Below are 12,391 nucleotides of genomic sequence, written 5' to 3' on the forward strand. Positions count from 1 at the left end.
GGCTGATCCTTCGCTCTCGCGAGCAGGCTCGCTCCCACAGGGCTACCGTCAGCCGCGAGACGAAACATTGATCTGAAGCGCTACAAGCGTCAGAAATTTCCGCTAAAACGGTAGGCTTCGCTACTTGCAGTAACGCGCAAGTAAGACAACTTCCCGGCCACTCACTCGTAAACAGTTACAAAACCACTCCAAACGATATCAATTATCATTTAGCAGCAACTATGTTCGTTACAAACCCTACAAAACATAATTGATGGAAACCCGGCTAATGCCCGCAACGCATGGGCCGCAGGGCTGCGGACAAGCGCTATGTCCTTAATCCGGTAAATAATTTCGCCTTTGGAATTTTACTTGCCGGGTGTTTAGCCATAAAATCAGCCCGATTGATTGCTGCGACATATCGTCACTGCCTTATTTCTTTATCAAGCTCAGAGACCTTTGCTCTCTGTTAAGGATTACCAGCATGCCCGAAGCGACAGGACTCATGGCCCACAACTGGGGCTTTGCCATTTTCCTTCTGGGTGTCGTGGGCCTGTGTGCCTTCATGCTTGGCGTCTCCAGCCTCCTCGGGTCAAAAGCCTGGGGTCGCAGCAAAAACGAACCGTTCGAGTCGGGCATGCTACCTACCGGTGGCGCCCGCTTGCGGCTCTCAGCCAAATTCTATCTGGTCGCGATGCTCTTCGTGATCTTCGATATCGAAGCCCTCTTTCTCTTTGCATGGTCTGTGTCCGTCCGCGAAAGCGGCTGGACCGGATTCGTCGAAGCTCTCGTTTTCATAGCAATTCTGTTGGCAGGTCTTGTCTACCTGTTCCGAGTGGGCGCCCTTGACTGGGCTCCGGAAGCTCGTCGCAAGCGGCAGGCGAAGCTGAAACAATGAGGCTTTGGCAATGCAATACAATCTCACCAGGATCGACCCCGATGCTCCTAACGAGCAGTATCCGATTGGCCAGCGGGAAACCGTTGCCGATCCGTTAGAAGATCAAGTCCACAAAAACATTTTCATGGGCAAGCTGGAAGACGTGCTGAGTGGCGCGGTCAACTGGGGACGTAAGAACTCCCTGTGGCCGTACAACTTCGGCCTGTCGTGCTGCTACGTGGAAATGACCACCGCCTTCACGGCGCCCCACGACATCGCGCGCTTTGGCGCCGAAGTGATCCGGGCCTCGCCGCGTCAGGCCGACTTCATGGTTATCGCCGGTACCTGCTTCATCAAGATGGCGCCGATCATCCAGCGTCTCTACGAGCAAATGCTCGAACCGAAATGGGTTATTTCCATGGGTTCGTGCGCCAACTCCGGCGGCATGTACGACATCTACTCCGTGGTTCAAGGCGTAGACAAGTTCCTGCCCGTGGACGTCTACGTACCTGGCTGCCCGCCCCGTCCGGAAGCATTTCTGCAAGGCTTGATGCTGTTGCAGGAATCGATTGGACAGGAGCGTCGTCCGCTTTCCTGGGTCGTTGGTGATCAAGGCGTCTATCGCGCCGACATGCCATCGCAGAAGGAACAGCGCCGCGAACAGCGAATCGCAGTCACCAATCTGCGCAGCCCTGACGAAGTCTGATCCAGTTCTGTTCCAAGTAACGAGAAGCTGGCTTCATTCTTTACGTTGACCGAAAGCGAAAAAATAACCATGACTACAGGCAGTGCTCTGTACATCCCGCCTTACAAGGCAGACGACCAGGATGTGGTCGTCGAACTGAACAACCGTTTTGGCGCCGAAGCGTTCACCGCGCAGGCAACCCGCACCGGCATGCCGGTGCTGTGGGTGGCCCGCGCCAGACTGGTTGAAGTCCTGACTTTCCTGCGCAACCTGCCCAAGCCGTACGTCATGCTCTATGACCTGCACGGCGTGGACGAGCGTCTGCGCACCAAGCGTCAAGGGCTGCCGACCGGCGCCGATTTCACCGTGTTCTATCACCTCATGTCGCTGGAGCGTAATAGTGACGTGATGATCAAGGTCGCCTTGTCCGAAGGCGACCTCAGCATGCCGTCCGTCACCAGCATCTGGCCGAACGCCAACTGGTACGAGCGCGAAGTCTGGGACATGTTCGGCATCGACTTCAAAGGCCACCCGCACCTGTCGCGCATCATGATGCCGCCGACGTGGGAAGGTCACCCGCTGCGCAAGGACTTCCCGGCGCGCGCCACCGAATTCGATCCGTTCAGCCTCAACCTCGCCAAGCAGCAGCTGGAAGAGGAAGCCGCGCGTTTCCGTCCGGAAGACTGGGGCATGAAGCGTTCCGGTGCCAACGAGGACTACATGTTCCTCAACCTCGGCCCGAACCACCCTTCGGCGCACGGTGCGTTCCGCATCATTCTGCAGCTGGACGGCGAAGAGATCGTCGACTGCGTCCCGGACATCGGCTACCACCACCGTGGCGCCGAGAAAATGGGCGAGCGTCAGTCCTGGCACAGCTACATCCCGTACACCGACCGCATCGACTACCTCGGCGGCGTGATGAACAACCTGCCGTACGTGCTCTCGGTCGAGAAGCTTGCCGGCATCAAGGTGCCGCAGAAGGTCGACGTCATCCGTATCATGATGGCCGAGTTCTTCCGGATCACCAGTCACCTGCTGTTCCTGGGTACTTACATCCAGGACGTCGGCGCCATGACCCCGGTGTTCTTCACTTTCACCGACCGCCAGAAGGCGTACACGGTGATCGAGGCGATTACCGGTTTCCGTCTGCACCCGGCCTGGTATCGCATCGGCGGCGTCGCCCACGACCTGCCGCGCGGCTGGGAAAAACTGGTCAAGGACTTCGTCGAGTGGATGCCCAAGCGTCTGGACGAATACACCAAGGCTGCCCTGCAGAACAGCATCCTCAAGGGTCGTACCATCGGCGTTGCCGCCTACAACACCAAAGAAGCCCTGGAGTGGGGCGTCACCGGTGCCGGCCTGCGTTCGACCGGTTGCGATTTCGACCTGCGCAAGGCGCGTCCGTACTCGGGTTACGAGAACTTCGAATTCGAAGTGCCGCTGGCCGTCAACGGCGATGCCTACGACCGCTGCATGGTTCGCGTCGAAGAGATGCGCCAAAGCATCAAGATCATCGATCAATGCATGCGCAACATGCCGGAAGGCCCGTACAAGGCGGATCATCCGCTGACCACGCCGCCGCCTAAAGAGCGCACGCTGCAGCACATCGAAACCCTGATCACGCACTTCCTGCAGGTTTCGTGGGGCCCGGTCATGCCGGCCAACGAATCCTTCCAGATGATCGAAGCGACCAAGGGCATCAACAGTTACTACCTGACGAGCGACGGCGGCACCATGAGCTACCGTACCCGGATCCGTACTCCGAGCTTCCCGCATCTGCAGCAGATCCCTTCGGTGATCAAAGGCAGCATGGTCGCGGACTTGATTGCGTACCTGGGTAGTATCGACTTCGTTATGGCCGACGTGGACCGCTAAGCATGAACAGCACGCTTATCCAGACAGACCGTTTCACCTTGAGTGAAACCGAGCGCTCGGCCATCGAGCACGAGCTGCATCACTACGAAGACCCGCGCGCGGCGTCGATCGAAGCCCTGAAGATCGTCCAGAAAGAACGCGGCTGGGTGCCGGATGGCGCCCTCTACGCGATCGGCGAGATCCTCGGCATCCCGGCCAGCGACGTTGAAGGCGTGGCGACGTTTTACAGCCAGATTTTCCGTCAGCCGGTCGGCCGCCACATCATTCGCGTCTGCGACAGCATGGTCTGCTACATCGGTGGCCACGAGTCGGTGGTCAGCGAAATCCAGAACAATCTGGGCATCGGCCTGGGTCAGACCACCGCCGACGGTCGTTTCACCCTGCTGCCTGTCTGCTGCCTCGGCAACTGCGACAAGGCACCGGCGCTGATGATCGACGACGACACCTTTGGCAACGTGCAGCCTGCTGGCGTGGCCAAACTGCTCGAGGGCTACGTATGACCCTGACATCTTTTGGTCCAGCCAACCGCATCCAGCGTTCGGCCGAGACACACCCGCTGACCTGGCGTCTGCGCGATGACGGCGAAGCCGTGTGGCTCGACGAGTATCAGGCCAAGAACGGCTACGCCGCTGCGCGTAAAGCCTTCGCCGACATGGATCAGGACGCCATCGTCCAGACCGTGAAAGACGCCGGCCTCAAGGGTCGCGGCGGTGCAGGCTTCCCCACTGGCGTGAAGTGGGGCCTGATGCCCAAGGACGAATCCATCAACATCCGCTACCTGCTGTGCAACGCGGATGAAATGGAGCCGAACACCTGGAAAGACCGCATGCTGATGGAGCAACTGCCCCATCTGCTGATCGAAGGCATGCTCATCAGTGCCCGCGCGCTGAAAACCTACCGTGGCTACATCTTCCTGCGCGGCGAATACACCACCGCCGCCAAGCACCTCAACCGTGCAGTGGAAGAAGCCAAGGCGGCCGGCCTGCTGGGCAAGAACATTCTGGGCAGCGGTTTCGATTTCGAGCTGTTCGTCCACACCGGCGCCGGGCGTTACATCTGCGGTGAAGAAACCGCACTGATCAACTCCCTCGAAGGCCGCCGCGCCAACCCGCGCTCCAAGCCGCCCTTCCCTGCCGCCGTCGGCGTGTGGGGCAAGCCGACCTGCGTGAACAACGTCGAAACCCTGTGCAACGTACCGGCGATCATTGCCGACGGCGTTGACTGGTACAAATCGTTGGCCCGCGAAGGTTCCGAAGACATGGGCACCAAGCTCATGGGCTTCTCCGGCAAGGTCAAGAACCCGGGCCTGTGGGAACTGCCATTCGGCATCACAGGTCGCGAACTGTTCGAAGACTATGCCGGCGGCATGCGCGACGGCTTCAAGCTCAAGGCCTGGCAGCCAGGCGGTGCCGGTACCGGTTTCCTCCTGCCCGAGCACCTCGACGCACAAATGTATGCCGGCGGCATCGCCAAAGTGGGCACCCGTATGGGTACCGGTCTGGCGATGGCGGTGGACGACAGCGTCAACATGGTCTCGCTGCTGCGCAACATGGAACAGTTCTTCGCTCGCGAATCCTGCGGTTTCTGCACCCCGTGCCGCGATGGTCTGCCATGGAGCGTCAAGCTCCTGATGGCCATCGAACAGGGCAAGGGCCAGCCAGGCGACATCGAGACCCTGCTGGGTCTGGTCGGTTTCCTCGGCCCGGGCAAGACCTTCTGTGCTCACGCACCGGGAGCCGTGGAGCCATTGGGCAGCGCAATCAAATACTTCCGTCCAGAGTTCGAAGCCGGTATCGCGCCTGTCAGCGCCGCCGTCCCGCCTCTGGCAAGGCCGATCGTAGTCGGCGCGTAAACGCTTCAAAAGGCGAAGGGTCCGTGCCCTTCGCCTTTCGTCCGATGACGCCCTTCGGGGCTGTTTGGATTCGGACGCATAACAAGATTCCATTAGCCACGCCCGCTGACACCGGGCCAACGAAGACCTTTGAACCATGGCCACTATCCACGTAGACGGCAAAGCGCTCGAAGTCGACGGGGCAGACAACCTGTTACAGGCATGTCTGTCGCTGGGCCTCGACATTCCATATTTCTGCTGGCACCCCGCGCTTGGTAGCGTTGGGGCCTGCCGCCAGTGCGCGGTCAAGCAGTACACCGACGAGAACGACACCCGTGGTCGCATCGTCATGTCCTGCATGACCCCGGCCACCGACAACACCTGGATCTCCATCGACGATGAAGAATCCAAGGCGTTCCGCGCCAGCGTTGTCGAATGGCTGATGACCAACCACCCGCACGACTGCCCGGTGTGCGAGGAAGGCGGTCACTGCCACCTGCAAGACATGACGGTGATGACCGGCCACAACGAGCGCCGTTATCGCTTCAGCAAACGCACCCACCAGAACCAGCAACTTGGGCCGTTCATTTCCCACGAAATGAACCGCTGCATCGCTTGCTACCGCTGCGTGCGTTTCTATAAGGACTACGCCGGCGGCACCGACCTCGGTGTGTTCGGCGCCCACGACAACGTGTACTTCGGTCGCGTTGAGGACGGCACCCTCGAAAGCGAATTCTCCGGCAACCTCACCGAGGTCTGCCCGACCGGTGTGTTCACCGACAAGACTCACTCCGAGCGCTACAACCGCAAGTGGGACATGCAGTTCGCGCCGAGCATCTGCCATGGCTGCTCGAGCGGTTGCAACATCTCCCCGGGCGAGCGTTACGGTGAGCTGCGTCGCATCGAAAACCGTTTCAACGGTTCGGTGAACCAGTACTTCCTCTGCGACCGTGGCCGCTTCGGTTATGGCTACGTCAACCGCACCGACCGCCCACGTCAGCCGCTGCTGGCCGATGGCACCAAGCTCAGCCTCGACGCTGCGCTGGACAAAGCCGCCGACCTGCTGCGCGGACGCAACATCGTCGGCATCGGTTCGCCGCGCGCCAGTCTTGAAAGCAACTATGCGTTGCGCGAACTGGTCGGCGCCGAGCACTTCTATTCGGGTATCGAAGCCTCCGAACTGGAGCGCATCCGTCTGGTCCTGCAAGTGTTGAACGACAGCCCGCTGCCAGTGCCGAACATGCGCGACATCGAAGATCACGACGCGATCTTCGTCCTCGGCGAAGACCTGACGCAGACCGCCGCGCGTATGGCGCTGGCCCTGCGTCAGTCGGTCAAGGGCAAGGCTGAAGACATGGCCGAAGCCATGCGCGTTCAGCCTTGGCTCGACGCGGCGGTGAAGAACATCGGTCAGCACGCGCTGAACCCACTGTTTATCGCCAGCCTCGCCGAAACCAAGCTCGACGACGTTGCCGAAGAGTGCGTACACGCCGCTCCAGATGACCTGGCACGCATCGGTTTCGCCGTGGCTCATGCGCTGGATGCCAGCGCTCCGGCCGTCGAAGGTCTGGACGCCGAAGCCCTGGAACTGGCGCAGCGCATCGCCGATGCCCTGCTCGCCGCCAAGCGTCCGCTGATCATCGCCGGTACTTCGCTGGGCTCCAAAGCCTTGATCGAAGCTGCCGCGAACATCGCCAAGGCCCTGAAGCTGCGCGAGAAGAACGGTTCGATCAGCCTGATCGTGCCGGAAGCCAACAGCCTCGGCCTGGCCATGCTCGGTGGCGAATCGGTCGACGCCGCGCTGCAAGCGGTCATCGATGGCCAGGCCGACGCAATCGTCGTGCTGGAAAACGATCTGTACACCCGCACTGCCAAAACCAAAGTCGATGCCGCACTGAACGCCGCGAAAGTGGTGATCGTTGCCGACCATCAGAAAACCGCCACCACTGATCGCGCGCACCTGGTGCTGCCAGCGGCGAGCTTCGCCGAGGGCGACGGTACGCTGGTCAGCCAGGAAGGCCGCGCCCAGCGCTTCTTCCAGGTTTTCGATCCGCAATACCTCGACGCGAGCATTCTGGTGCACGAAGGCTGGCGCTGGCTGCACGCCCTGCGCGCGACGCTGCTGAACCAGGCGATCGACTGGACGCAACTCGACCACGTCACCGCTGCCGTGGCTTCGAGCACCGCGCAACTGGCACGTATCGTCGATGCTGCACCGTCGGCTGCTTTCCGCATCAAGGGTCTGAAACTGGCCCGTGAGCCGCTGCGTTATTCCGGGCGCACCGCAATGCGCGCCGATATCAGCGTTCACGAACCACGCACCCCGCAAGACCAGGACACCGCCTTCGCCTTCTCCATGGAAGGTTACTCGGGCTCTGCCGAACCGCGTCAGCAGGTACCATTCGCATGGTCGCCGGGCTGGAACTCGCCACAAGCGTGGAACAAGTTCCAGGACGAAGTCGGTGGTCATCTGCGCGCTGGCGATCCGGGCACCCGCCTGATCGAAAGCACTGGCGATTCGCTGAACTGGTTCGCTGCTGCGCCGCGTGCCTTCAACCCGGCGCCGGGTACCTGGCAAGCCGTGCCGTTCTTCCACCTGTTCGGCAGCGAAGAAAACTCTTCGAAAGCCGCCCCGGTACAAGAACGCATTCCGGCACCTTACGTCGCGCTGGCGAAATCCGAAGCGGATCGCCTCGGCGTCAACGACGGTGCCCTGCTGAGCCTGAACGTCGCCGGTCAGACATTGCGTCTGCCGCTGCGCATCAATGAAGAACTGGGCGCCGGTCTGGTGGCATTGCCTGCGGGCATCGCCGGCATTCCACCGGCATTCGCCGGCGTGTCCGTCGACGGTCTGCAGGAGGCAGCGCAATGACCTGGTTCACCCCTGAAGTGATCGATGTGATCCTGACGGTCATCAAAGCCATCGTGATTCTGCTGGCCGTAGTGGTCGCGGGCGCCTTGCTGAGCTTTGTCGAACGTCGCCTGCTGGGCTGGTGGCAGGACCGTTACGGTCCGAACCGCGTTGGCCCGTTCGGCATGTTCCAGATCGCCGCCGACATGCTGAAGATGTTCTTCAAGGAAGACTGGACCCCGCCGTTTGCCGACAAGGTGATCTTCACCCTGGCGCCGGTGGTGGCCATGTCCGCCCTGCTGATTGCCTTTGCGATCATCCCGATCACCCCGACCTGGGGCGTGGCGGATCTGAACATCGGTCTGCTGTTCTTCTTCGCCATGGCCGGTCTGTCGGTGTACGCGGTGCTGTTCGCCGGCTGGTCGAGCAACAACAAGTTCGCCCTGCTCGGCAGCTTGCGTGCCTCGGCGCAGACCGTGTCCTACGAAGTGTTCATGGGCCTGGCCCTGATGGGCATCGTGGTCCAGGTCGGCTCGTTCAACATGCGCGACATTGTCGAATACCAGGCACAGAACCTGTGGTTCATCATTCCGCAGTTCTTCGGCTTCTGTACCTTCTTCATCGCTGGCGTCGCCGTGACTCACCGTCACCCGTTCGACCAGCCGGAAGCGGAACAGGAACTGGCCGACGGTTACCACATTGAATACGCCGGTATGAAATGGGGCATGTTCTTCGTCGGTGAATACATCGGCATCATCCTGATCTCGGCGCTGCTGGTCACCCTGTTCTTCGGTGGCTGGCACGGTCCGTTCGGCATCCTGCCGCAACTGTCCTTCGTCTGGTTCGCACTGAAGACCGCGTTCTTCATCATGCTGTTCATCCTGCTGCGCGCTTCCATCCCGCGTCCGCGTTATGACCAGGTGATGGATTTCAGCTGGAAATTCTGCCTGCCACTGACCCTGATCAATTTGTTGGTAACCGCTGCGGTTGTGTTGTTGAACACGCCTGCGGTTGCGGTTCAGTGAGGATTTGACCCATGTTCAAATATATTGGCGACATCGTTAAGGGTACCGGTACCCAGTTGCGCAGCCTGATCATGGTCTTCGGCCATGGCTTTCGCAAGCGCGACACCCTGCAATACCCAGAGGAGCAGGTCTACCTGCCGCCGCGTTACCGTGGCCGCATCGTCCTGACCCGCGACCCCGATGGCGAAGAACGCTGCGTAGCCTGCAACCTGTGCGCCGTGGCCTGCCCGGTGGGTTGCATCTCGCTGCAGAAAGCTGAAACCGAAGACGGTCGCTGGTACCCGGACTTCTTCCGGATCAACTTCTCGCGCTGCATTTTCTGCGGTCTCTGCGAGGAAGCCTGCCCGACCACCGCGATCCAGCTGACCCCGGATTTCGAGATGGCCGAGTTCAAACGTCAGGATCTGGTGTACGAGAAAGAAGATCTTTTGATCTCCGGCCCCGGCAAAAACCCTGATTACAACTTCTATCGTGTTGCAGGTATGGCAATCGCTGGCAAGCCGAAAGGCGCTGCGCAGAACGAAGCCGAACCGATCAACGTGAAGAGCTTGCTGCCTTAAGGAAGAACGATGGAATTCGCTTTCTATTTCGCATCGGGTATTGCTGTGGTGTCCACGCTGCGTGTGGTCACCAACACCAACCCTGTGCACGCCCTGCTCTACCTGATCATCTCGTTGATCGCCGTGGCCATGACCTTCTTCGCCCTCGGCGCACCGTTTGCCGGTGTGCTGGAAGTGATCGCCTACGCCGGCGCCATCATGGTGCTGTTTGTGTTCGTGGTGATGATGCTCAACCTCGGTCCCGCCTCGGTGCAGCAGGAACGCACCTGGCTCAAGCCCGGCATCTGGGCGGGGCCGGTGATTCTTGCCGCGCTGCTGCTGGCCGAACTGCTGTATGTGCTGTTCGCTCACCAGAGCGGCCAGGCCATCGGCCACACCACCGTAGACGCGAAAGCCGTGGGCATCAGCCTGTTCGGCCCGTACCTGCTGGTGGTCGAACTCGCCTCGATGCTGCTGCTTGCTGCAGCCGTCACGGCGTTCCATTTGGGCCGTAACGAGGCGAAGGAGTAAGACATGCCTGCTATCCCTCTCGAACATGGACTGGCCGTCGCCGGCATCCTCTTCTGCCTTGGTCTGGTCGGCCTGATGGTCCGCCGCAACATTTTGTTCGTGTTGATGAGTCTGGAAGTGATGATGAACGCCTCTGCCCTGGCCTTCATCGTCGCGGGCGCCCGCTGGGCGCAGCCGGATGGACAGATCATGTTCATCCTGGTGATCAGCCTTGCCGCAGCCGAGGCCAGTATTGGCCTGGCGATCCTGCTGCAACTGTATCGCCGCTTCCACACGCTCGATATCGACGCTGCCAGTGAGATGCGCGGATGAACCTACTCTTTCTGACTTTCGTATTCCCTCTGATCGGGTTCCTGTTGCTGTCGTTCTCGCGCGGCCGCTTCTCGGAAAACCTCTCGGCGCTGATCGGTGTCGGTTCGATCGGCCTGTCGGCCATCGTCGCCGCTTACGTGATCTGGCAATTCAACGTCGCACCGCCGGAGGGTGGCGTGTACACCCAGGTGCTGTGGCGCTGGATGTCGGTGGAAGGGTTCCAGCCGAATTTCGCGCTGTACCTGGATGGCCTGTCGGTGACCATGCTCGGTGTGGTCGTCGGCGTCGGCTTCCTGATCCACCTGTTCGCGTCCTGGTACATGCGTGGCGAAGACGGTTACTCGCGCTTCTTCTCGTACACCAACCTGTTCATCGCCAGCATGCTGTTCCTGATCCTCGGCGATAACCTGCTGTTCATCTACTTCGGCTGGGAAGGCGTGGGCCTGTGCTCGTACCTGTTGATCGGTTTCTACTACAGCAACCGCAACAACGGTAACGCAGCGCTGAAAGCCTTTATCGTCACCCGCATCGGCGACGTGTTCATGGCCATCGGCCTGTTCATCCTGTTCCAGCAACTGGGCACGCTGAACGTCCAGGGACTGCTGGTGCGTGCGCCGGAGCACTTCAAGGTCGGTGACTTCTGGATCGTTCTGGCCACCCTGATGCTGCTCGGTGGTGCTGTCGGTAAATCGGCCCAGCTGCCGCTGCAAACCTGGCTCGCGGATGCGATGGCCGGCCCTACCCCGGTTTCGGCACTGATCCACGCCGCAACCATGGTGACCGCCGGTGTCTACCTGATCGCCCGTACCCATGGTCTGTTTGCCTTGGCGCCGGACATCCTGCATCTCGTCGGCATCGTCGGTGGCGTGACCCTGGTACTGGCCGGTTTCGCCGCGCTGGTGCAGACCGACATCAAACGTATCCTCGCCTACTCGACCATGAGCCAGATCGGTTACATGTTCCTGGCGCTGGGCGTTGGCGCCTGGGAAGGCGCAATCTTCCACCTGATGACCCACGCCTTCTTCAAGGCTCTGTTGTTCCTTGCTTCCGGTGCGGTGATCGTTGCCTGCCACCACGAGCAGAACATCTTCAAGATGGGCGGTCTGTGGAAGAAACTGCCACTGGCCTACGCCAGCTTCATCGTCGGTGGTGCTGCGCTGGCCGCTCTGCCACTGGTCACCGCAGGCTTCTACTCCAAGGACGAAATCCTCTGGGAAGCGTTCGCCAGCGGCAACCAGGGTCTGCTTTACGCAGGTCTGGTCGGTGCGTTCATGACTTCGCTGTACACCTTCCGCCTGATCTTCATCGCGTTCCACGGTGAAGCCAAGACCGAAGCCCACGCCGGCCACGGCATTGCCCATTGGCTGCCACTGTCGGTGTTGATCGTGCTGTCGACTTTCGTCGGCGCGATGATCGTGCCGCCGCTGCATGGCGTACTGCCAGAAAGCGTCGGGCATGCCGGTGGTGAAGCCAAGCACAGTCTGGAAATCGCCTCGGGCGCCATCGCCCTGGCCGGTATCCTGCTGGCGGCCCTGCTGTTCCTCGGCAAGCGTCGCTTCGTCACGGCGATCGCCAACAGCGGCATCGGCCGTTTCCTTTCGGCCTGGTGGTTCGCTGCCTGGGGCTTCGACTGGATCTACGACAAACTGTTCGTCAAGCCGTACCTTGCGATCAGCCATGTACTGCGCAAAGACCCGCTCGACCAGACCATCGGTCTGATCCCGCGTATGGCCAAGGGTGGTCACACTGCCCTGAGCCGCACCGAGACCGGTCAACTGCGTTGGTACGCCGCCTCGATGGCTGCTGGTGCCGTGCTGGTGATCGGCGCCATCGTGCTGGTAGCGGTCTGATATGAACCTTGCGAATTTGCGAAAGGAAACGAGCCC

11 protein-coding genes are annotated in these 12,391 nt (G+C 60.7%); all 11 read left to right on the forward strand.

Translation table 11 applies throughout. The annotated features are described in order from the left end of the window. Positions 1 to 463: 463 nt before the first annotated feature. Entirely contained in the window at positions 464 to 877 is a 414-nt protein-coding gene (locus ACZ0AZ_RS25590; RefSeq protein ID WP_003223812.1) for an NADH-quinone oxidoreductase subunit A, read from the forward strand. A gap of 10 nt (positions 878 to 887) precedes the next feature. Further along, positions 888 to 1,562 (forward strand): NuoB/complex I 20 kDa subunit family protein, encoded by a 675-nt coding sequence (locus ACZ0AZ_RS25595; RefSeq protein WP_016775278.1) that lies wholly within the window; start codon positions 888 to 890, stop codon positions 1,560 to 1,562. A gap of 69 nt (positions 1,563 to 1,631) precedes the next feature. Continuing rightward, positions 1,632 to 3,416, forward strand: coding sequence for an NADH-quinone oxidoreductase subunit C/D (nuoC, locus tag ACZ0AZ_RS25600; protein ID WP_129999550.1), 1,785 nt, complete (start codon positions 1,632 to 1,634; stop codon positions 3,414 to 3,416). A 2-nt stretch (positions 3,417 to 3,418) separates the two neighbouring features. After that, on the forward strand, positions 3,419 to 3,916 hold the full coding sequence (gene nuoE / locus ACZ0AZ_RS25605; protein ID WP_076563525.1) for an NADH-quinone oxidoreductase subunit NuoE: 498 nt from the start codon (positions 3,419 to 3,421) through the stop codon (positions 3,914 to 3,916). Further along, entirely contained in the window at positions 3,913 to 5,268 is a 1,356-nt protein-coding gene (gene nuoF, locus ACZ0AZ_RS25610; RefSeq protein WP_039763312.1) for an NADH-quinone oxidoreductase subunit NuoF, read from the forward strand. The genes nuoE and nuoF overlap by 4 nt, the downstream gene beginning before the upstream one ends. A gap of 136 nt (positions 5,269 to 5,404) precedes the next feature. Beyond that, entirely contained in the window at positions 5,405 to 8,119 is a 2,715-nt protein-coding gene (gene nuoG / locus ACZ0AZ_RS25615; RefSeq protein ID WP_463538418.1) for an NADH-quinone oxidoreductase subunit NuoG, read from the forward strand. Further along, positions 8,116 to 9,123 (forward strand): NADH-quinone oxidoreductase subunit NuoH, encoded by a 1,008-nt coding sequence (nuoH, locus tag ACZ0AZ_RS25620; RefSeq protein ID WP_039763316.1) that lies wholly within the window; start codon positions 8,116 to 8,118, stop codon positions 9,121 to 9,123. Before nuoG ends, nuoH begins: the two co-directional genes overlap by 4 nt. An 11-nt stretch (positions 9,124 to 9,134) precedes the next feature. Continuing rightward, positions 9,135 to 9,683, forward strand: a complete 549-nt coding sequence (gene nuoI, locus ACZ0AZ_RS25625) for an NADH-quinone oxidoreductase subunit NuoI (protein WP_129999553.1) — start codon at positions 9,135 to 9,137, stop codon at positions 9,681 to 9,683. Positions 9,684 to 9,692: 9 nt separating this feature from the next. Then, positions 9,693 to 10,193, forward strand: a complete 501-nt coding sequence (nuoJ, locus tag ACZ0AZ_RS25630) for an NADH-quinone oxidoreductase subunit J (RefSeq protein WP_007951462.1) — start codon at positions 9,693 to 9,695, stop codon at positions 10,191 to 10,193. Positions 10,194 to 10,196: 3 nt separating this feature from the next. Further along, on the forward strand, positions 10,197 to 10,505 hold the full coding sequence (gene nuoK / locus ACZ0AZ_RS25635) for an NADH-quinone oxidoreductase subunit NuoK (protein WP_003180046.1): 309 nt from the start codon (positions 10,197 to 10,199) through the stop codon (positions 10,503 to 10,505). Beyond that, on the forward strand, positions 10,502 to 12,355 hold the full coding sequence (nuoL, locus tag ACZ0AZ_RS25640; protein WP_463538419.1) for an NADH-quinone oxidoreductase subunit L: 1,854 nt from the start codon (positions 10,502 to 10,504) through the stop codon (positions 12,353 to 12,355). The genes nuoK and nuoL overlap by 4 nt, the downstream gene beginning before the upstream one ends. Positions 12,356 to 12,391: the final 36 nt, after the last annotated feature.

This window comes from Pseudomonas sp. AC239 (assembly GCF_979258545.1).